Below are 20,200 nucleotides of genomic sequence, written 5' to 3'. Positions count from 1 at the left end.
CCCTGCGAGCGCTTGACGAAAGCGTGCCGCACCCGACACGACGACGAACCAAGGCAGAGACATGTTCGGCAACATCGATCTTGCACGACTGATCTTCGGGCGCTTCACGCTCGATGCCATCCCCTATTACGATCCGATCCTCGTCACGACCTTTCTCGTCGTGGCGATGGCTGGCGGCGCGCTTCTCTACGCGATCACCAAATACCGGCTCTGGGGCTATTTGTGGTCGGAGTGGTTCACGACGGTCGATCACAAGAAGATCGGCATCATGTATATGATCCTGGCGATCGTGATGCTTCTGCGCGGCTTTGCCGACGCGATCATGATGCGCCTGCAGCAGGCCATCGCCTTCAACGGTTCGGAAGGCTATCTGCCGGCCCATCACTATGATCAGGTCTTCACCGCCCATGGCGTGATCATGATCTTCTTCGTGGCGATGCCGATGATCACCGGCATCATGAACTATGTCGTGCCGCTGCAGATCGGCGCTCGCGACGTCTCCTTCCCCTTCCTCAACAATTTCTCCTTCTGGATGACGACGGCCGGCGCCGTCATCATCATGATGTCGCTCTTCGTCGGCGAATTCGCGCGCACCGGCTGGCTCGCCTTCCCGCCGTTGTCGGGGGCCGAATACAGTCCGGGCGTCGGTGTCGACTATTATATCTGGGGCCTGCAGATCGCCGGCGTCGGGACGCTGCTGTCGGGCGTCAACCTTCTCGTTACCATCATCAAGATGCGCGCGCCGGGCATGACCATGATGAAGATCCCGGTCTTCACCTGGACCTCGCTCTGCACCAACGTCCTGATCGTCGCTTCCTTCCCGGTGCTGACCGCCGTCCTCGCCCTCCTCTCGCTTGATCGCTACGTGGGAACGAACTTCTTCACGAACGATCTCGGCGGCAATTCGATGATGTATTTCAACCTCATCTGGATCTGGGGTCATCCGGAGGTCTACATCCTCATCCTGCCGGCCTTCGGCGTCTTCTCCGAAGTCACCTCGACCTTCTCGGGCAAGCGCCTTTTCGGCTACACCTCGATGGTCTACGCCACCGTGGTCATCACGATCCTCGCCTATCTCGTCTGGCTCCACCACTTCTTCACCATGGGCAATGGCGCGAGCGTGAATTCCTTCTTCGGCATCACGACGATGATCATCTCGATCCCGACGGGCGCGAAGATCTTCAACTGGCTGTTCACCATGTATCGCGGCCGCATCCGCTTCGAACTGCCGATGATGTGGACCATCGCCTTCATCGTCACCTTTACCATCGGCGGCATGACCGGCGTTCTCCTGGCGGTGCCGCCGGTGGACTTCACGGTGCATAACTCGCTGTTCCTGGTCGCCCATTTCCACAATGTCATCATCGGCGGCGTGCTCTTCGGCATGTTCGCGGCGATCAATTTCTGGTTCCCGAAAGCCTTCGGCTTCCGGCTTGATCCCTTCTGGGGCAAGGTCAGCTTCTGGTTCTGGGTCGGAGGCTTCTACGTTGCCTTCATGCCGCTCTACGTCCTCGGCCTGATGGGCGTGACCCGGCGCCTGCGGGAATTCGACGATCCCTCGCTGCAGATCTGGTTCGTTATCGCGGCCTGCGGCGCTGCGATGATCGCGGTCGGCATCGCGGCCTTTCTGATCCAGATCTTCCAGTCGATCCGCAACCGGGAGGCCCTCGCCGATGTGACGGGCGACCCGTGGAACGGCCGCACGCTCGAATGGGCGACATCGTCGCCGCCGCCGGAATACAACTTCGCCTTCACTCCGATCGTCCACGATCTCGACGCCTATGCGGACATGAAGGCGCGCGGAATGCAGCGGCCGATGAAGGGCTTCAAGCCGATCCACATGCCGAAGAACACCGGCGCGGGGATCATTCTGGCGGGGCTTTCGGTCGTCTTCGGCTTTGCGATGATCTGGTACATCTGGTGGCTGGCCATCGTCAGTTTCATCGCGCTGATCGGCACGGCGATCGCCCACACCTTCAATTACGATCGCGGCTACACCATTCCGGCCGACAAGGTGAGCGCGACCGAATCCGCCTATGCGGCGGCGATTTCGCAGCGGGGCTGATCCTATGAGCGAATTGCAGGCAGCAGCATCGGCGGACCGGCCGGCACCGGTCTTCTTCGCCGAGGAGGAGCACGAGCACGAAGAAGGCGCGAGCACTATGCTCGGCTTCTGGATCTATCTGATGAGCGATTGCCTCATCTTTGCGGTCCTCTTCGCGACATATGGCGTGCTTTCCGGCAATTATGCCGCGGGGCCCGGCCCCCACGACCTCTTCGAGCTCCCGCTGGTTGCGCTGAACACGACCATGCTGCTTCTGTCCTCGATCACCTATGGCTTCGCCATGATCGGGATGCAGCATGATCGCCAGAAGCAGGTCATGGTCTGGCTGGCCATCACCGGCCTCTTCGGCCTCGCATTTCTCGGTATCGAGATCTACGAATTCGCGCATCTGATCATGGAAGGCGCGACGCCGCAGCGCAGCGGCTTCCTGTCGGCCTTCTTCACGCTTGTCGGAACCCACGGCCTACACGTCACCTTCGGCCTGATCTGGCTGGTCGTGCTGCTCGTCCAGATCCAGCAGCGCGGCCTTATCGCCGACAATCGCCGCCGGCTGATGTGCCTGTCCATGTTCTGGCATTTCCTCGACGTCGTCTGGATCGGCGTCTTCACCTTCGTCTATCTGCTCGGGGTCCTTCGATGAGCACCGGATCGCATGCCGGCGACGCTGGCGACACGTCGACCCACCATGGACATGAGGGGCATGGCGCGACCCAATATGTCCATGACGAGGGCGGCGCCGCCCATGGCACCCTCAAGGGTTATCTGACCGGCTTCGTCCTGTCGGTCGTCCTCACCGCCATTCCCTTCTGGCTGGTCATGGCGCGGCCGATCGAGAGCGCGACGACGACGGCGATGATCGTCATCGTCTTCGCGGTCACCCAGATCGTCGTCCACATGATCTATTTCCTGCACATGGACAGCCGCTCGGAAGGCGGCTGGACGGTGATGGCGCTGATCTTCACGGTCGTGCTCGTCGGCATCACCGTCTCGGGCTCCCTGTGGGTGATGTACCATCTCAACACCAATATGATGCCGATGAACATGATGGAGATGCCGGAAGGCGGCGCCATGGAGAGCACCGGCACCGAACCGGACGCGGGCCAATCGGGCGGCGCCATGCCGGGCATGGATCACGGCGCCCATGGCGGCTGACCGCCGCTCATGACGCATCGGCGCGAGATGGATCCGAAAAACGTGCGTAAGCCGGAGCGCGGTCCGCGCTCGGTCGGAAGCCTTCTCGCACTTGGGCTCGCCGGCCTCGCTCTCTTCGCACTTTTCGTCTCGCTCGGTGTCTGGCAGATCGAAAGGCGGGCCTGGAAGCTCGATCTTATCGCCGCCGTGAACGAGCGCGTGAGCGCCCCGGCCATTCCGGCGCCCGGCCCCGAGACTTGGCCGAACCTCTCCTTCGAAGGCGACGAATATCGCCATGTAGCCGCTGAAGGCCGGCTTCTCCCGGCAAAATCCGCATTCGCCCTCGCCTCCACCGATCTTGGCAGCGGCTATTGGCTGATGACCCCGCTTCGAACGGATCGCGGCTTCACCGTCCTCGTCAATCGCGGCTTCGTTCCATCGCGCGATTTCGATCCGTCAACGGGTCTCGACGAGAAAGAGACAAGCCGCGTCACCGGCCTCTTGCGCATGAGCCAGACCGGCGGCGGTTTCCTGCGCGACAACGACCCGGTGGCCGGCCGCTGGTATTCCCGCGATGTCGCAGGGATTGCGAAGGCCGAAGGCATCGAGGGTCCCGTCGCTCCCTATTTCATCGATGCGGCCGGGATGAGCGAGGGCGGCTATCCGGTGCCGGGGCTGACGGTCGTGTCCTTCCGCAACAGCCATCTGATCTATGCGATCACCTGGTTCGCCCTCGCCGCGATGGTTCTCGCAGGGCTCGCGATCCTCTGGCGCCATGAGAGGACGCTGCGCATGGGGGCTTCGTGACAGGCGGCATCGCGCCCGCCTGCTAAGCCGATCCCGCGAGTTCCATCAAGATGTCGGCCGTCCGGCCCGCCCCTTCGAGATCGATGGGCCGGCGCTCGACACTTTGTTCATGTGCAAGCGTTCGGCCGATCGCCTCGGCCATCGTCTCGGGGGATAGCTGCGCCGTCGGCAGGACCGTGAGATGGCCGAGCGCTTCCAGGCGCCGGGCACGAAAAATCTGCTCGGTCTCCTCGCCCTCGTCATAGGGCACGACGACCGCCGGCACTTCGGCCCGGAGGAGATTCATCACCGTGTTGTAGCCTGCTTGGCTGATAGAAAGTGCCGCGCGATCGAGCTGGGCCTGGAAGTCGCTGGCAAATCGCTCGACGATCACCGTCGGCCCGCTGCGCGCTTTCAAGGCCTCGAAGGCTTCGGGCGAGCAGCGCGGGCCCGTATAGAGACGCCAGACGCGATCGCTCAGCGCCGTCAGCGGACGGGCGTCGAGAATGATCTGCATGAGATCGCCGGCCGCAGCGCCCCCGCCGGCCGAGACGATGACGTCGCCCGTCGGCTCGCCGCTGCCGCGTTTCGCGGGCTCGGTCACATAGCCGGTATAACGGGTGATGTCGGCGATCTCGTCGGCATGGGGATAGGTCTCGCCGAAGGTGAAGAGCGCCGGGTCGGAATGGACGAGCACGGCGTCGAGATGGGCCTTGGCGATTTCAAGGCCTTTCGCCAACCGCTCCGGGCGCTTGGTCTCGACCAGGATATCGCGCACGGAGGCGATGCATTTGACCTTCGGCTTGTCTCGGCCGGCAAGCTCGAGGAGCGGCTCCAACTCGAAACCGAAGCGCCAGCGTCCAAAGGGATAAAGTTCGAGCAGCACGATGTCGGGCCGAACCGCGCGATAAAGATCGAGAAGCGCGTCACGGCGTCTTTCCCGCCACGCCTCGTCGATCGGCCGGTCTGCCTCGTCATAAAGCGTCTTGAAATCGGCGCCACGAATATGGGTCGGCGGCAGTTGGACCACGTGCGAGCGGGAAAATGCGATCTCCCGCACAGGATGGCCGCCAAGCGCGACGGTCACTTCCGCGCCCTTGTCGGCGAGTGCCTCAGTGATCAGTTCGGCGCGTCTCAAATGGCCGACGCCGAGAAGATGCTGAACATGAAAGAGAACGCGCATTAGATCGCCTTTGAGAGGAACGGGTCGGTGCTTCGGGCAAGCGTCTGAAGCATCGCGTCGAGTGCCTTCGCCGCGGCCGGCAGATCGTGCCGCTCCGCCACCCGGCCAAGCGCGGCTTCCCCCATTGCCCGCAGGCGATCGCCCGCCGCAAGGCAGTCCTGAAGCGCGGCCGCAAAAGCCGCCGCATCGCCCTCCGGTGTCAGGCGGCCCGTGACGCCGTCCTCGACGATCGCGGCGACGCCACCGCTCGCGCCTGCGATCACCGGCGTTCCGGCGGCTTGCGCTTCCAGAAGCGCCATACCGAAGGCCTCCTTGATCGCGGGCCAGACGAGGAGATCGGCGCCGGCATAGATTTCCGGCATCGCCTCGGGCAGCTGCGCGCCGAGAAAGACGACATTCGCCCCGAAAGGCGCGAAGGCTTGCCTGATCTCAGCCTCGACCGGCCCGGTCCCCACGATCGCCAGTTTGAACGGCTGGGAGACGCGGGCGAGAGCCTCTACCAGACAAAGATAGGACAGCCGCTTCTGATCCTTACGCATCATGCCGACGGCAAGGAGGATCGGCTCGGGCCCGACCGAACCGGCGAACCGGGCGGCAAGCGCGCTACGAGCCTCAGGACGGCTCAACGACGCCTGGAGAAAAGGCCGCGCATCCAGCCAGGGCGGCAGGTCACGATAGGCCGCCCCTGGCAGCAAATGGGGCTCGACCCCGGCGCGGTCGGCCGGGTTGAGGCCGACCACCAGCGAGGCCGCACGAAGCGCTTCGAGGCTCCCCCGATAGCCCGTCGCAAACGCGCCCTCCCGCCGCTTGTTCGCGACCGAGGCCTCGGCAACGACATAGGGAATGGCGAGGCTTTGAGCGACGAGAGGTCCGAGCCAGTCCGGCGCCTTGTGATAGAGATGATAGGTGAACCAGAGATCGTAGGGGCGCGGTCCGCCCCTTGCGCGCTTGACGATGCGGTTTGCGAGGCGCCTGCCAAGAGCCTCGATCCGCGCCTGGCGTTCGGGCGAACCGCTGTCCCAGCTACGAAAGGTCGAGGCGATGTCCACCTCATGGCCCCCAAGCCGAAGCGCGGCGAGAAGCTGTCGCGCCACCGTTCGATCGCCCGAGGGACGAGGGTCCTCCGGCGACTTCATCGGCGCATAGAAGGCGATTTTCATCCGTGTCCTGAGCCGGAGACAGGGCGGCGCACAGGCTCGAAGTGATGGGGCACGACAGAGGGCGTCGACGCCTTACCGGAGGTGGCAAAGGCCGCATCGGCGAGATTGCAGATGGCCGACAAGCCGCCCAGAATGTCCGGCACGGCGGCTGAACGCGGGCGCGGTTGGGTCTTCAAGGCCCGGATGCCGGCGGCCATCAGGCTCGCATCATCCGACAAATCCGGGCTCAGCATACGGGTCAGGCCGAGCTTCTCGGCTTGGCGAGCGCGGATTTCCTGCTCAAGTCGGGGTTGGCGGCGCGGCACGATGATGGCCGGCTTGTCGAAGGAGAGGATCTCGCAAAAGGTGTTGTAGCCGCCCATGGCGACCACGCCGAGGGAGCGCTCGAACAGGGGCTCGATGCTCGCGGCGAAGGTGATGGCGTCGACATCGGGAAGCCGGGCGACCCGGCGCTGGAAATCCGATTGATTCGAGGAGTCCATGAACGGCCCCATGACGATCTTGGCGCCGACGCCGATGGAAGGGTCGCTTTCATAGGCCCTCAGCACCCAGTCGACCAGCATGGCGCCGTCGCCGCCGCCGCCGGTCGTCACCAGGATGAAGGGCTTTTCCTCGCCCTCGGCCGGCATGCCCTCGGGCAGCGCGCCGGAGGGGTCATCGGCCCGCTGGAGATAGCCGGTGAAAACCGCCTTGCGCCGCACCTTGTCGGATACGCCGATTCCCTCAAGAGGGTCGCAGATTTCCGGCAAGCCATAGACCCAGATCTCATCATAGAGATGTTCGAGCGCGTCGAAGGCCTCCTTGCGGCGCCATTCCTCGGCAAGGCGCGACGGCTCGTCCATGATGTCGCGAAGGCCAAGGACAAGCCGCGTGCCGGCTGCCTTCAGATGGTGGAGCGAAGCCTCCACCTCGCCGCGCATGCCGAGCGGCTCCTTATCGACAAGGAAGATGTCGGGCGCGAAGATCTCCGCCGATTTCTTGATGATCTCCGACCGGATCTCGGTCAGATCCTCGATGGTCAGGCCGGGATTGGACGGGGCATAGCTGTCGGCGCCGAGCTTGGTGACGCCTGGCACGCGAATGAAATCGACCTGGGGTGGGAAGCTGAAGGAGCCGACGACGGGCGAGCCCGCAATGATCAGCACCGTCGTATCGGGCCGATGGGCGACGAGCGCCTGGGCGATCACGCGGCATCGGCGCAGATGGCCCAGGCCGAACGTGTCGTGGCTATAGATCAAAACGCGCGGAGGCCGGCCCTGCATCCTCACTCCTGGCAACGTCATCGATCTTCCGCCAAGTGGATTTGCTTGTCCTATTGCGTCGCGATAGCCCGATCAAGCCCGTGAGAGAAGGCTTTGTGCGATCTCGCCGGCGAGTGGCGCAACGCAGCGACAGGGGCGGCCCCCTCCTCGAACGGCTGCGCAAGGCCTCCCAATCGCATCCGACCACCCGCCGGAGCGGCCGGCCGAATACCAAGCCATCCAAATAAATCAGGCAGATGGAGCTAAGAGCGACGGTCAAGGCAGTTTCTGATCGAGGAGCAAAACCTCGGAGAAGAGATGGTCGATATCGCCGGGAGACAGATCGAGCGAGCGATACCATCTGGCGAGCGGTATCGTCTCGACCGTGCCCTGATCGTCTCGCGGGTTCATGAAACGCGTGTCGATGGAGAGGACGCCACGATCGCCGCTGACCATGCTCGCCGCGATCGCCGAAGCTTCAGCCGAAAGATATCGCGCGTCGGATGCATGGACGACGTCGTGATAGGCGATCGCATCGCCCTTCAGCTTGCGCTGCCAGAGGAGCCAGATGCCGCGTCCTCCATCGGCCTTCGGGTCGCCGACTCCGACCAGCGCCTGATGGATGGCCAGCCCGCGATGGGCATCGAAGACATCGCGTTCCTCCGGCGTCAGACGCTGGCGGATCATTTCCGGTTCGTCGATAACGGTGAATGGCGGGCGCGTGGGATCGGGCGAGAACAGGCTGCGGGTCGCATCGAGAATCGAAAAGCCCAGGGCTCGGATTTTGCGCCCCGTCGCGCGGCGCGCCGTCATCGTCTGATAGGTGACGTCGGGACGCCCCATGCCTGAGCGCAGCAGACGATCGCCCGTCCCGTCGCCGCGATAATCGGCGAGGAGATACCAGGAGGAGAGGTCGCAGAAGCGGCGCGGGCCGAGCCGAGTCGGCCGGTCGCTATAGATCGTCCCCATGAAGCCCACGATGCGCCCGGCGTCCTCGACCAACCAGCCCCGTTCGACACCCTTCGGGCGCCAGGGATAGTCGAGAAGACGGCGCCAGCGCTCCGGCGCGATCTTGGCGTTCATCCTTTCGTGGAGCAGGGCCGCGACAGGCTCGATATCCGCCTCGCCCGCCGGTCGGACCACGGCGCTCATGTCGCGCGCTCTTTGGCATCGAAAAGCTCGGCCGCGCTCGGCCAACGCACGGCCGGATGAGCGGCGAGGAGGGCAAGAAGGCGATCGAGGAAATCCCAGGTCGCCTCGTCATGATCGAGATGGTGGGTGAGAATGCCGAAGGGCTCGGCCGAATCGGATCGGCCAAGCCGACGGTCTTCCAGCCGTTCGGCGCAGAGACGCACGAGCTTTTCGGCGCCGGCAAAGCGCGCACCGCCCTTCCATGTGAGAAGATCGAGATGGGCGTTCACTTCCATCAGCCCTTCAGGGGCCAGAGCGACCGGGCGCGGGCCGAAGACCGACAGCGCCTCATAGCCCGCCGCCGGCAGCGCCTCGGCGACCGGGCCCTCAATGCGGTTCCAGGGCGGCACCATGACCTTACGGAAACGCCGGCCGAAGGCCGAGCGAAGACTGCGATGCCCTTCGGCACACTCCGCCATCACCGCCTCCGCCGGCCGTGCGCCGCCGCATTCGACGGCACGACCACCGGCGGCCGCATGATTTTCATGGGCAAAGCCATGTTGGAGGATGGTAACGTCGGCGCCACCCTCCTCTTCGATAAAGGTTTCGAGACTGCCATCGAGACGCGCCGGAATGACGGCGAGCGCCAAAGGCACATGATGTCGGCGGGCGGCCGCGACGAGACGCGTCAGCGCCGGGCTCGCCCGGCAAGCGTCGTCGTCGCGCCACCAAAGGTTCGCCTTGCGCCCCATATCCAGCCAGCGATCGAGTTCGCGTGAGAGATCGGAGAAGTCGGTCATGGCCCCGCCATAGAGGAAAGCTGCCGCAAAGAGGAGATGGCACCGGCGGGCGCGAACCGGCTTGGCGCGCGGAACCGGCTCATTGGCAGGTCGCAGGAGCCGAGAGGCGCACTCAAATCAGATGCGCCCGCGAGAGAGCTGCGGCGATTTCAGCTTCTCAAGGAGCGTCATATGGGTATTCTCTCTCGGGATCGCCATCTGAACGAGCCGGACCGTCTTCATGCTTAAGTCCGTCGAACGGATCCTCGATAAGCCGCTCGCGCTTGTCATAGTCGTCATGACCGCGATCCTCGCTCTGCCAGTCTGCGTCTGGCTCGACCTGCGCAATCTGTCCGATCAGAATTTGACGAGCCAAGCCAACACGCTCAATGCGGTCATTTCGATCTTCCGAACCTATTACGCTCGCAATATCGTCGACCGGGTGGTTGCAGCGGGCGGCAAGGCGACGCCGCTCAACGCCTATCATGCCGTTTCCGGCGGCATTCCGGTGCCCGCGACCTTGTCGATCGAACTCGGCCAGGAAATCCGCGCCCGGCAGAAAGAGGTCGAATACAGTTTCGTCTCTCACTATCCATTCTTGAACCGCGAGCCCTATCGACTATCGCCTTTCGAGGAGGAGGCTCTCGCGACCTTCGAAGCGTCCGGCGATCCAGCCGCGCGCGTGATCGACGTGTCCGGCAACTTCCTGACACGGCAAATCGCCGTCGCGACGCCGCTCGTCATGGAGCAAGCCTGCGTCAACTGCCACAACACCCATCCCGACAGTCCGAAAACCGACTGGAAGGTTGGCGACGTTCGCGGCCTCCAGGTCTTTCGGGTGCGTCAGCCGCTGACGCTCAATCTCTGGGCTTTCAAATGGCTGATGACCTATATGGTAGCAGCCGGCGCCTGTGGTCTCATGGTCGCCGCAGTGCAGTTTCGAAAAGCCAAGCGCTTCGAGGCCCTCAGCCAGGAATTGGAAACCAAGAACGCCTTTCTGAGCCGCGTCTCTGACGGCATATCCAAATATATTCCGCTCCAGGTCTTCCACTCGATCTTTTCCGGCACCAAACCGACGGAAATCTCCACCGATCGCAAGAAGCTGACGATTTTTTTCTCCGACATCAAGGATTTCACGGCTACGGCCGACCGCCTTCAACCGGAAGACCTGACGGTGATCCTGAACGAATATTTCACGGAGATGTCGACCATCGCGGAAGCCTATGGTGCGACGATCGACAAATTCATCGGCGATGCGATCGTCGCCTTTTTCGGTGATCCGACCAGCCGCGGCGTCGCGGAGGACGCGAAAGCCTGCGTCGCGATGGCGATCGCCATGCAGAAGCGCCTCGGCGAACTCGAAGCCTATTGGCGAAAGCGTGGCGTCGAGCATCCCTTCAAAGCGCGGATCGGCATCAATACCGGCATCTGCAACGTGGGAAATTTCGGCTCCAAAAGCCGGATGGACTATACGATCATCGGCAAGGAAGCCAATCTCGCCGCCCGCCTCGAACAGATCGCCGAGCCGGGGGGTATTGTCCTGTCCTATGAGACCTATGCCCTGGTGCGCGAGGATGTCTTGGCAGAGCCGATGGAGCCGGTCCGCTTCAAGGGCATCGGCCGAGACGTCGTTCCCTATCGGGTGATCCTGATCGGTCAGGCAACCGAAACCGGGCCGAGCCTGTCGAGGCGCATGCCGGGCATGACGGTGGAGATCGACCCGGACCGGCTCGGTGAAAGCGGACGGGCCGAAGCGGTGCGCACGCTCCAGGACGCACTCGCCATCGTCTCGCGCCCGAAGGCGGACTGAGGTCACACCTCATATCGAGGCAGGCTCACTCGCGCCTCACACGGCGCGGGCCTTTTCCTCCATCATGCGGCGGATGGACACCGCCTCGCTGTCGCTCGCTTCCACATCGTCCCAGCTCAGCATCGCGCCTTCCGAGACGGGTCTCTTCAGCGCCATGCCATGGGCAAGGCCGATCGGCAGCGCGCGGGCGGCCAGCGAGTCCTCTGCGCGGGCGAGTCGGCCCCAAACCGTATAGCCACCCTCCCCGTCGAGCATCTCGCCCGCCTTCAGATCGCGCTTGGCAACAGCGACGACATCGGAGACGAAGCCTTCCGTGCGTCCCGTCGCCTCGCCGCGAAGAGCCGCGCTCGCGACCGAGATGCCGAGTTCGAGCCCGATGAGATGGGTCGGGCGGAAGAGCGTCGCATAGCGGCCCGAACGATCGGTGAGCACCTGATATTCCCGGAAGCAGCGGCGCACGTAATCGGCGCCGACGCCGGCCTCTTCCGCTGCCTCGAAGGTGACATAGACACCCCATCTGAGATCGCCGAAGACATGGCGACCGTCGCGCTCGACGCTGGACACGACCTCGACCATGCCGGCTTCTTCCAGCATGCCGCCCGACGAACGCGGCTTCAGGACATTGGCCAGGTCGTGGGTGCCGGCCGGCGGAAAGAGCAGCCCGCCTCGCGGCGCCAGAAGCCCGGACGCATTGGAAATCGCCGCCATTTCGAGCGCCGATTTGGTCCCGTCCAAGAACGAATTGAACATTTGCGGGTTCATACCACCCGCTTCGGCCTCTTCCGGCGTCAGGCCGTAATGGTCCCAGACCGTGTCCGGCGTCGAGGCCGCATAGGCGGGAAGATATTTCGTGCCCTTGCCGGCCGCGACCACCTTGAAGCCGCAAGCCCGGGCCCAATCGATCAACTCGCAGGTGAGCGCCGGCTGATCGCCATAGGCCATGGAATAGACAAGGCCGGCCTTGTCGAATTCCCCCGCCAGATGGGCGCCGGCCAGAACGTCAGCCTCCACATTGACCATGACCATATGCCGGCCTTCGCGGGCGGCGATCAGAGCATGACGAATGCCGGCGGCGGGATTGCCCGTCGCCTCGACGACGACATCGAGCCCCGAGGCCGCGATCAGCGCCTCCGGATCTTCGGTGATCGCGGTGCGGCCGGTCTTGAGTGCGGTCTCGAAATCGGGCGCGACGGCCGCTTCCACGTCCCAGCCGGTGCGAGCGAGTGCTTCGCGGGCCCGCGTCGCGGAGAGATCCGCGATGCCGAGAAGATGCATGCCCGGTGTCCGGCGAAGCTGCGCTAGGAACATCGAGCCGAATTTCCCGGAGCCGATGAGCCCGACGCGCACCGGCCGCCCCTCATCCTCCCGGCGCTTCAACAGCCTGTAGAGATTCATGGATGTCCTCCCTGATATGGGCACCCTCTTTCGGAACCCGGCGCCGCATGCGGCCTTAGGGCAGACCGTCGGCCTTCGCTAGCATGATGGCGTGAAAGAGGGCTCGTCCCCACTTTCCGCAATCCGTGCTTGGTGCCATCGCACTTTCCTGACATCAACGACCGCAACGAGCGTCGATTCCGTCCTATCTGTCGCGCCAGATGGCCGGTCCTCTAGATCGGCGGCGGCAGGATTCGGGACGAAGCTCATGCAGGACAAGGACGTCACCCTCAAGGCCTCGACCAGGCCCCGCCGCGGCTCCGGCGTCGCCACGGCCTATGAGATGCTGAAGCGCGAGATCCTCGAACTGACGATCGCGCCGGGTAGCCCGGTCGACGAGACGGAACTGACCGAGCGCTTCGGCATGTCCCGCACGCCGATCCGCGAGGCCTTGATCCGCCTCTCCAGCGAAGGGTTGGTGGTGACGCTCCCTAATCGCTCGACGGTGGTCGCCCCGATCAATTTCCTCGAACTCTCGCACTTCTTCGACGCGCTGACGTTGATGTACCGGGTGACGACGCGACTTGCAGCAGAACATCGGGACGATGGCGAGATTGGTCGCATCCACGACCTCGAAGCCGGCTACGCCAAAGCCGTCGCAGCGCGTGACGTCGCCGCGATGATCGAGGTGAACCGCGATTTCCACCTTGCGATCGCGAAGGCCGGCCGGAACCCCTATTATATCGAGCTCTTCGAGCGGTTGCTCGACGAGGGACGACGGCTCCTGCGCTACTATTATTCCTCGTTCAATGACGAACTTCCGCGCGCCTATCTCGACGAGCACAAGGCGATGGTCGCTGCGATCGAGGCACGCGATGTCGAGGCGGCGGATCGAATTGCGAAAGCGCATGCGGACCAGATCGTTCGCCAGATCCAGGCCTATATCGCGGCCGATCGGCGCATCAATGGCGACATCGCCCTCTGACGACGGGGCGCCGCATCCAAGCTCTTTCCAGCGCGCAGGTTCCAGGCATTTGACACCGTCGCGATCGGGCAGAACGGTCCTTGAGCCGAATCTCTTGTCGTCGCGAAAACCCCGGATATCGAGACCGAGGCTGTCTGACCAAGCTTCATGTATTTTTTTTGTATTTTCAGCGTGGACAGCATCCCCCGCTTGGGTTAGCTTTTCGTCATCAACTGAACGAGACCCGCTGAAGGGTCGCCGACGATCGCGAGGAACCACTCGCGCACGCAGCCGCCATGGCGGCTGCGCGGGGTCGTTCGCGCCTTTCTCGATCATGTCGTCAAACGCGAGCCGCGTGCTCGAACAGCCGGAAGGACCATTCGATGCTCCAGACAATGAAGCGCTGGGCGCTCGCCGCGCCGATCCTCATGGCCATGATGCCGGCCGTCCCCACCAACGGCCTCGCCCAGGAGGTCACATGGCAGGTCCCGACCTCCGTTCCGGAGGGCTCGCCCTACTACGTCAATTTCCTCGAGCGCTTCGCCGACAATGTCGAGCTTCTCACCGACGGGCGCGTGGACATCGAGCCATTCGGCGCCGGCGTTCTCGTCCCTGCGCTCCAGGTCTATGAGGGCGTCGCCGATGGCGTCGTCCAGGCGGGTCACTCGACCCCCAGCTACCGCGTCAATCAGGACCCGATGAACGCGATCTTCGCCGGTTTCCCAGGCGGCATGGGGCCGGAAGCCTTCATCACTTGGATCTATGAGGGCGGCGGTAAGGAAGCGCTCTACGACTTCCGCGCCTCCGAAGGCTTCAAGAGCCTCGTCGTGGGCATCGGCTCCTCCGAGATCATGGCTCATTCCAATGTGCCCGTGCGCAAGGCAGAGGACCTGAAGGGCCTGAAATACCGCACCTCCGGTCCCTGGGCCGAGGTCATGAAGGACTATTTCGGCGCGGTGCCGACCGTCGTGCCGCCAGGCGAGATCTATACGCTCCTCCAGCGCAAGGGCGTCGACCTGATCGAATGGGGCCCGCCCTCGGGCAATCTGCCGGAAGGTTTCCACGAAGCGGCGAAATACATCATCGTGCCCGGCGTCCATCAGCCCACCTTCCTTTGGGAAGTGGTTCTGAAGCAGGAGACATGGGACGCGCTCGACGGCGAGCTGAAGCCCTTGATCGAGAAGGCGGCTGATCTCACCACCATGCAGGCACTGCTGCATTTCTATGCCGAGGACGTCAAAGCGCTGGAAACCTATCGCAAGGGCCCGAACGAGATCATCACGCTCGATCCCGAATTCGTCACCGAGCTTTCGGAGGCCGGCGTCGACTGGATCACCAAGAAGGCCGAGACGCTGAAGAGCGAAGGCAAGCCCGAAATGGCTGAACTTCTCGCCAACTACATGGCTTTCGAGAAGAGCTGGGCAGCCGAGAGCAGCTATCTCATCCGCAATCAGGATTGATCATCCATCCTGCTGGATGGCGGGCGGAGGAAGGGGCGCCTCCGCCCGTCGGATCGTTCCACCTCGGCCGGCAGGACGCTCGCCTCAGCCCCCACCCGCCAAGGGACAGAACTCGACGATGACCCCCATTCTCAAATTGGTCGACGCCGTCTCCCGCGCCCTGTTCCGGTTGGCGGAAGCTGTGACGCTCATCCTGGTAGCCGCGATGATCTATGAGGTCGTCGCGCGCTATGTCTTTGCCGCCCCGACCCTTTGGGCCTTCGACATCTCCTATATGTGCACCGGCGTTCTTTTCGTGCTCGGCGCCGCCTATGCCTTGCGCGAGGACGCCCATGTGCGGATCGACTTTCTCGCCGAACGGATGCCGAGACGCCTGCGTTTGGGGATCGAGGCCGTGATTTTCCTCTTCTGCCTCGCGCCCATCTTCGCCTCTCTCGCCTATGTGGCGATCGGTCGGGCCCTGCGCGCCTATCAGAGCGGCGAGGTCGAGATGGTCAGCCCCTGGGCGCCGCTGATGTGGCCCTTCTATTCCTTCATCGCGCTCGGTCTCGTCGCGCTCGCCCTCCAAATCCTCGCCCATGGCCTTCGCGCGGCTCTCGGCCGCACTGAAGCGGAATTCGAGATCGAGGCCTGATCACCATGCTCGTCGCCTCCCTGATGTTTCCGGCGTTGTTCGCGCTCGTCCTCGCCGGCATTCCGATCGCTTTCTCGCTCGCCCTCGTCGCGGCGGCTGCCGGCTTCGCCCGTTTCGGCATGCTGGCCCCGGCCCAGCTCTATGGCTCGTTCTATTCCGCCTCGACGAACTTCATCCTGGCCGCCATCCCGATGTTCGTCCTCATGGGCGCGATCCTCGAGCGGTCGGGCATTGCCGAACGCCTGTTCAAGGTCATGCAGCTCTGGATGGCGCGCCTGCCCAACGGGCTCGCCATCGCGACCATTGCCATGGGCGCGGTCTTTGCCGCCGCCGCCGGCGTCGTCGGCGCCGTCGAGGTGATGATCGGCATGATGGCGATTCCGGCCATGCAGAGGATGCGCTACGACAACAGCCTGATCGCAGGCACGATCTGCGCTGGCGGTTCGCTCGGGACCATGATCCCGCCCTCCGTGATCGCTGTCATGTATGCCTCGCTCGCGCAGATGTCGGTGGGCGAACTCCTGGCAGGCATGATGCTGCCAGGTCTCCTGATGGTCGCTCTCTTCGTCGTCTATATCCTCGTCGACGGCTCGATCGCCCGGCGCCGCCAGCCAGTGTCTCTGGGAGCGAGCGCCCTCGAAACCGGATCGGCCGGGGCCGACGAGCTCCTCGATGTCTCGCTCGCGGACAAACTGAAGCTAACCGCGACCTCGCTTGCGCCGATCATCGCGCTCATCGTCGCCGTTCTCGGATCGCTTCTGGCCGGAATCGCATCGCCAACCGAGGCCGCCGCCGTCGGCGCGGTCGGCGCCCTGATCCTGTCGATCGCCTATCGCCGCTTCAGTTTCGCCATGCTGCGCGAATCGCTCCACATCACGGTTCGCATCTCCGCCATGATCCTGCTGATCGTGGCGGCCGGCACCATGTTCATGGGCACCTTCGCGGCCAATGGCGGCTCCAGCCTGATCCGCTCGGCGGTGGCGGGTGCGGGTCTCGGCGAAGCGGGAATGATCGTCTTCTTCCTCCTGATCGTCTTCCTGCTCGGCTTCGTTCTCGACTGGACCGCGAACGTCCTCATCTGCGTGCCGCTCTTCACGCCCTTCATTCGCTCGGCGGGGATCGATCCGGTCTGGTTCGGCACTTTGGTGATCATCGTCATTCAGACGAGCTATCTGACCCCGCCCATGGCTTCGTCGATCTTTTATTTGAAGTCGATCGCACCGAGCGACATGACCTATGGCCAGATGTGTCGCGGCGTGGTGCCCTTTATCCTGCTGCAGGTGGCAACGCTTCTGATCGTCGCCCTCTTTCCGGCGCTCGCCACATGGCTTCCGTCGCAGATCGTCGGTTTCTGAGCGCAGCGATCCCTAACATTCGCACTTTGAGCCGATAGCCGCAGGCCTTGGTCTCAGACACGAATTCGAACACCCGCATGCCGCGCCGAACGCCCCTCTCTGGAGTTTTCGGTCCGCATTCGACGCCTCGACCAATCCTCACGCGGCGGTGCCGGACGAGCCCGTCCCGCCGCTCCCGTCTCGTCAGAAAGGACTTCCTTGATGGATAATTCGATCTTCACCGGCTGCATCCCGGCTTTAATGACACCGGCGACAAGCGATCGCACGCCGGATTTCGACGCGCTTGTCAAAAAGGGCCGCGAGTTGGTCGATCTCGGCATGTCGGCGGTCGTCTATTGCGGCTCGATGGGGGATTGGCCGCTCCTGACCGATGAAGAGCGCCAAGAGGGCGTGAAGCGCCTCGCGGATGCCGGGGTGCCGGTCATCGTCGGCACAGGCGCGGTCAATACAAAGAGCGCGGTCTCCCATGCGGCCCATGCCGCCAAGGTCGGCGCCAAGGGCCTGATGGTCATCCCGCGCGTCCTGTCGCGCGGCGTCTCGCCGACGGCTCAGAAGGCTCATTTCAAAGCGGTGCTTTCGGCGGCGCCCGACCTGCCGGCGGTCATTTACAACAGCCCCTATTATGGCTTTGCGACACGTGCCGATCTCTTCTTCGCCCTACGCGCCGAGCATCCCAATCTGGTTGGCTTCAAGGAATTCGGCGGCGCGGCCGATCTGCGCTATGCGGCCGAGAACATCACCTCGGGAAGCGAGGACGTCGTCCTCATGGCCGGCGTCGATACCAATGTCTTCCACGGCTATGTGAATTGCGGCGCGACGGGCACGATCACCGGCATCGGCAATGCCCTGCCCCGCGAGGTTCTGCATCTCATCGAGCTTTGCCAGAAGGCTGCACAAGGCGATGCGAAAGCGCGGGTGAAGGCCAAGGAACTCGACGAGGCGCTCTATGTGCTCGCCTCCTTCGACGAAGGGCCGGACCTCGTCCTCTATTACAAGCATCTGATGGTGCTGAGCGGCGACGCGGAATACACGCTGCACTTCAACGAGACCGATGCGTTGACGCCCGCTCAGAAGGGCTATGTCGAAGCGCAATATAATCTGTTCAGGGACTGGTATTCCGAGTGGTCGAAGACGCTCGGCTGAGGCCCGTTCGACTCAACCTGCCCCTTAAGAAATGACAAAGCCCCCTGGCGCCGTCACCGCGCCAGGGGGCTTCTTCTTGGCAGCAAGGCCTGAAGCGGCCGTCGAGTTGCTTTTACAGCCGGACGAATGAATTGACCCGTTGGGTCAATCCACGCCCGGCAAGGGGCTCAAACGCCGCTCGGGCTACCAGCGAACATTCGAAAGCGATGCTTTCATATGTCCGCTGGTATTATCCAGCCATCGGATAATTTGGGCTTTCGCGCGTGATCGTCACGTCATGGGCATGGCTCTCGCGCAGACCCGCATTGGAAATGCGGACGAATTCCGCCTTGCGCTGGAATTCGGGAAGGTCTTTCGCGCCCACATAGCCCATGGCAGCGCGCAAGCCGCCGACGAGCTGGTGAAGCACGCCAGAGACCGGCCCCTTATAGGCGACCTGACCCTCAATGCCCTCGGGCACCAGCTTCAGCGTATCGCGCACCTCCGCCTGGAAATAGCGATCCGCCGAGCCGCGCGCCATGGCGCCGACCGAGCCCATGCCGCGATAGGCTTTGTAGGAGCGGCCCTGATGGAGATAGACCTCGCCGGGGCTTTCGTCGGTGCCGGCAAGCAGGGAGCCGATCATCGCGCCGGACGCACCGGCCGCGAGCGCCTTGGCAAGATCGCCGGAGAATTTGATGCCGCCATCGGCAATCACCGGCACGCCGTGCTTGGAGGCTTCCTCCGCCGCGCCCATGACAGCGGAAAGCTGGGGCATGCCGACGCCGGCGACGACGCGGGTGGTGCAGATCGAGCCCGGCCCGATGCCCACCTTCACGCCGTCGGCGCCCGCATCGATCAGCGCCTTCACCGCGGCGGGTGTCGCCACATTGCCGGCGATGATCTGCACCCGGTTGGACTGCTTCTTCACGCGGGCGACGGCGTCCAGAACGCGCTGGGAGTGGCCATGGGCGGTGTCGATCACGAGGAGGTCGATACCGGCGTCGATCAACCGCTCGGCGCGCTCGAAGCCATCCTCGCCGACGCTGGTGGCGGCCGCCGCCAGAAGCCGGCCCTGCCCGTCCTTGGCCGCATGGGGGTTGAGCTGGGACTTTTCGATATCCTTGACCGTGATGAGGCCGATGCAATGGCCATTCTCGTCGGTGACGAGCAGCTTCTCGATGCGATGGCTGTGGAGAAGGCGCTTGGCCTCTTCCTGAGAGACCGTCTCGCGCACGGTCACAAGATTGTCCTTGGTCATCAGCTCGTGGATCGGTTGACTGTCCTCGGAGGCAAAGCGGACGTCGCGATTGGTGAGGATGCCGACCAGCTTGCCGCGCGTCTGGCCGCCCACCCCGCCATTGGCGACGACGGGAATGCCGGAAATGCCATGCATCGCCATCAGCGCGCGGGCGTCACCCAGAGTCGCATCGGGGCCGATCGTCACCGGATTGACCACCATGCCGCTTTCGAACTTCTTGACCTGACGAACCTCTTCGGCCTGTTCGATCGGGGTCAGATTGCGGTGGATGACGCCGATGCCGCCGGCCTGGGCGACGGCGATGGCGAGGCGCGATTCGGTGACCGTGTCCATGGCGGCAGACAGGATCGGAATGGTGAGCGCGATCTCTCGCGTGATCTTCGTTCGAACATCCGTCTGGCCGGGCATGACCTCCGAATGGCCCGGCTGCAGCAGGACGTCGTCAAAGGTGAGAGCCATTGCTCCCGTCGCGGTTTCGATGATGCGGGCCATGCCAGTCCTTCCGGAACATGAGGCGCGGCGGAGCTTTGCCGCAGCGCGAAAAAGGATGGCAAGGGCTGCTAGCACGCCATCGTGACGTTTGGAAGATCGACGACGAGATGAAGTGACGTCGAGCAGCGCCTGGCGAGCGAATGCCGGACCGTCTTGGCAATCACGCATGGCCGCGCCACCGGGTCAGAACCGCCTGCCGTCGCCCCTTTTGCCAGCACCGGACATTCGACTTGCTTTTCGATGGCTAAACGC

Annotated in this window: 16 protein-coding genes and 1 pseudogene; 10 read left to right on the top strand and 7 right to left on the bottom strand. The window is 63.7% G+C overall.

From position 1 onward, the window contains the following. The first annotated feature begins 61 nt into the window (after positions 1–61). From cyoB to B9A15_RS17205, 4 genes and pseudogenes are all read left to right on the top strand, one after another. Positions 62–2,065, top strand: a complete 2,004-nt coding sequence (cyoB, locus tag B9A15_RS17220; protein WP_084411765.1) for a cytochrome o ubiquinol oxidase subunit I — start codon at positions 62–64, stop codon at positions 2,063–2,065. Positions 2,066–2,069: 4 nt separating this feature from the next. Next, positions 2,070–2,705, top strand: a complete 636-nt coding sequence (cyoC, locus tag B9A15_RS17215; protein ID WP_084411764.1) for a cytochrome o ubiquinol oxidase subunit III — start codon at positions 2,070–2,072, stop codon at positions 2,703–2,705. Next, positions 2,702–3,121: pseudogene (gene cyoD, locus B9A15_RS17210) on the top strand (cytochrome o ubiquinol oxidase subunit IV); the annotation flags it as partial. The gene cyoC and the pseudogene cyoD, both read left to right, overlap by 4 nt. 138 nt (positions 3,122–3,259) lie before the next feature. Beyond that, positions 3,260–4,003 (top strand): SURF1 family protein, encoded by a 744-nt coding sequence (locus tag B9A15_RS17205; protein ID WP_244557011.1) that lies wholly within the window; start codon positions 3,260–3,262, stop codon positions 4,001–4,003. A gap of 22 nt (positions 4,004–4,025) precedes the next feature. Here the strand turns inward: B9A15_RS17205 and B9A15_RS17200 are convergent, their stop codons facing one another. The 5 genes from B9A15_RS17200 to B9A15_RS17180 form a co-directional block, all read right to left on the bottom strand. After that, on the bottom strand, positions 4,026–5,165 hold the full coding sequence (locus B9A15_RS17200) for a glycosyltransferase family protein (RefSeq protein WP_084411762.1): 1,140 nt from the start codon (positions 5,163–5,165) through the stop codon (positions 4,026–4,028). Beyond that, positions 5,165–6,325 (bottom strand): glycosyltransferase family 4 protein, encoded by a 1,161-nt coding sequence (locus B9A15_RS17195; protein ID WP_084411761.1) that lies wholly within the window; start codon positions 6,323–6,325, stop codon positions 5,165–5,167. Before B9A15_RS17195 ends, B9A15_RS17200 begins: the two co-directional genes overlap by 1 nt. Continuing rightward, on the bottom strand, positions 6,322–7,587 hold the full coding sequence (locus B9A15_RS17190) for a glycosyltransferase family protein (RefSeq protein ID WP_244557010.1): 1,266 nt from the start codon (positions 7,585–7,587) through the stop codon (positions 6,322–6,324). The genes B9A15_RS17195 and B9A15_RS17190 overlap by 4 nt, the downstream gene beginning before the upstream one ends. A gap of 255 nt (positions 7,588–7,842) precedes the next feature. Then, complete coding sequence (locus B9A15_RS17185) at positions 7,843–8,718, bottom strand: GNAT family N-acetyltransferase (protein WP_084411759.1); 876 nt, start codon at positions 8,716–8,718, stop codon at positions 7,843–7,845. Continuing rightward, positions 8,715–9,497: a polysaccharide deacetylase family protein gene (locus B9A15_RS17180; protein ID WP_084411758.1), complete on the bottom strand. Its 783-nt coding sequence runs from the start codon at positions 9,495–9,497 to the stop codon at positions 8,715–8,717. The genes B9A15_RS17185 and B9A15_RS17180 overlap by 4 nt, the downstream gene beginning before the upstream one ends. Before the next feature lie 220 nt (positions 9,498–9,717). Here B9A15_RS17180 and B9A15_RS17175 point away from each other — a divergent pair, with 220 nt between their 5' ends. Continuing rightward, complete coding sequence (locus B9A15_RS17175; RefSeq protein ID WP_084411757.1) at positions 9,718–11,286, top strand: adenylate/guanylate cyclase domain-containing protein; 1,569 nt, start codon at positions 9,718–9,720, stop codon at positions 11,284–11,286. A 36-nt stretch (positions 11,287–11,322) separates the two neighbouring features. Here the strand turns inward: B9A15_RS17175 and B9A15_RS17170 are convergent, their stop codons facing one another. Next, positions 11,323–12,681 (bottom strand): NAD(P)H-dependent oxidoreductase, encoded by a 1,359-nt coding sequence (locus B9A15_RS17170; protein ID WP_084411756.1) that lies wholly within the window; start codon positions 12,679–12,681, stop codon positions 11,323–11,325. Positions 12,682–12,928: 247 nt separating this feature from the next. Between B9A15_RS17170 and B9A15_RS17165 the strand changes: the two genes are divergently transcribed. The 5 genes from B9A15_RS17165 (at position 12,929) to B9A15_RS17145 (ending at position 18,216) form a co-directional block, all read left to right on the top strand. After that, positions 12,929–13,645, top strand: a complete 717-nt coding sequence (locus tag B9A15_RS17165; RefSeq protein ID WP_084411755.1) for a GntR family transcriptional regulator — start codon at positions 12,929–12,931, stop codon at positions 13,643–13,645. 362 nt (positions 13,646–14,007) lie between these two features. Next, entirely contained in the window at positions 14,008–15,084 is a 1,077-nt protein-coding gene (gene dctP, locus B9A15_RS17160; RefSeq protein WP_084411754.1) for a TRAP transporter substrate-binding protein DctP, read from the top strand. Between the two features lie 118 nt (positions 15,085–15,202). Then, a complete protein-coding gene (locus tag B9A15_RS17155) occupies positions 15,203–15,718 on the top strand; it encodes a TRAP transporter small permease subunit (RefSeq protein WP_084411753.1) in 516 nt (171 codons plus the stop codon). Between the two features lie 5 nt (positions 15,719–15,723). Further along, complete coding sequence (locus B9A15_RS17150) at positions 15,724–17,073, top strand: TRAP transporter large permease (RefSeq protein ID WP_170923341.1); 1,350 nt, start codon at positions 15,724–15,726, stop codon at positions 17,071–17,073. Positions 17,074–17,274: 201 nt separating this feature from the next. Continuing rightward, positions 17,275–18,216, top strand: coding sequence for a dihydrodipicolinate synthase family protein (locus B9A15_RS17145; RefSeq protein ID WP_084411751.1), 942 nt, complete (start codon positions 17,275–17,277; stop codon positions 18,214–18,216). A 229-nt stretch (positions 18,217–18,445) separates the two neighbouring features. Here the strand turns inward: B9A15_RS17145 and guaB are convergent, their stop codons facing one another. Further along, the gene (gene guaB, locus B9A15_RS17140) at positions 18,446–19,948 is read right to left on the bottom strand and encodes an IMP dehydrogenase (protein WP_084411750.1); all 1,503 of its coding nucleotides are present in this window, start codon (positions 19,946–19,948) and stop codon (positions 18,446–18,448) included. Positions 19,949–20,200 lie beyond the last annotated feature (252 nt).

Origin of the sequence: Fulvimarina manganoxydans (assembly GCF_900176465.1) — a bacterium.
GTDB lineage: Bacteria > Pseudomonadota > Alphaproteobacteria > Rhizobiales > Rhizobiaceae > Fulvimarina > Fulvimarina manganoxydans.
This window is presented reverse-complemented; position numbering and strand designations above follow the sequence as displayed.

Bases quoted from the DNA above. Each gene is read 5' to 3' on its own strand.
- cyoB (WP_084411765.1), top strand. From the start codon at position 62: ATGTTCGGCAACATCGATCTTGCACGACTGATCTTCGGGCGCTTCACG.
- cyoC (WP_084411764.1), top strand. From the start codon at position 2,070: ATGAGCGAATTGCAGGCAGCAGCATCGGCGGACCGGCCGGCACCGGTC.
- B9A15_RS17200 (WP_084411762.1), bottom strand. From the start codon at position 5,165: ATGCGCGTTCTCTTTCATGTTCAGCATCTTCTCGGCGTCGGCCATTTG.
- B9A15_RS17195 (WP_084411761.1), bottom strand. From the start codon at position 6,325: ATGAAAATCGCCTTCTATGCGCCGATGAAGTCGCCGGAGGACCCTCGT.
- B9A15_RS17190 (WP_244557010.1), bottom strand. From the start codon at position 7,587: ATGCAGGGCCGGCCTCCGCGCGTTTTGATCTATAGCCACGACACGTTC.
- B9A15_RS17185 (WP_084411759.1), bottom strand. From the start codon at position 8,718: ATGAGCGCCGTGGTCCGACCGGCGGGCGAGGCGGATATCGAGCCTGTC.
- B9A15_RS17180 (WP_084411758.1), bottom strand. From the start codon at position 9,497: ATGACCGACTTCTCCGATCTCTCACGCGAACTCGATCGCTGGCTGGAT.
- B9A15_RS17175 (WP_084411757.1), top strand. From the start codon at position 9,718: ATGCTTAAGTCCGTCGAACGGATCCTCGATAAGCCGCTCGCGCTTGTC.
- B9A15_RS17170 (WP_084411756.1), bottom strand. From the start codon at position 12,681: ATGAATCTCTACAGGCTGTTGAAGCGCCGGGAGGATGAGGGGCGGCCG.
- B9A15_RS17165 (WP_084411755.1), top strand. From the start codon at position 12,929: ATGCAGGACAAGGACGTCACCCTCAAGGCCTCGACCAGGCCCCGCCGC.
- dctP (WP_084411754.1), top strand. From the start codon at position 14,008: ATGCTCCAGACAATGAAGCGCTGGGCGCTCGCCGCGCCGATCCTCATG.
- B9A15_RS17155 (WP_084411753.1), top strand. From the start codon at position 15,203: ATGACCCCCATTCTCAAATTGGTCGACGCCGTCTCCCGCGCCCTGTTC.
- B9A15_RS17150 (WP_170923341.1), top strand. From the start codon at position 15,724: ATGCTCGTCGCCTCCCTGATGTTTCCGGCGTTGTTCGCGCTCGTCCTC.
- B9A15_RS17145 (WP_084411751.1), top strand. From the start codon at position 17,275: ATGGATAATTCGATCTTCACCGGCTGCATCCCGGCTTTAATGACACCG.
- guaB (WP_084411750.1), bottom strand. From the start codon at position 19,948: ATGGCCCGCATCATCGAAACCGCGACGGGAGCAATGGCTCTCACCTTT.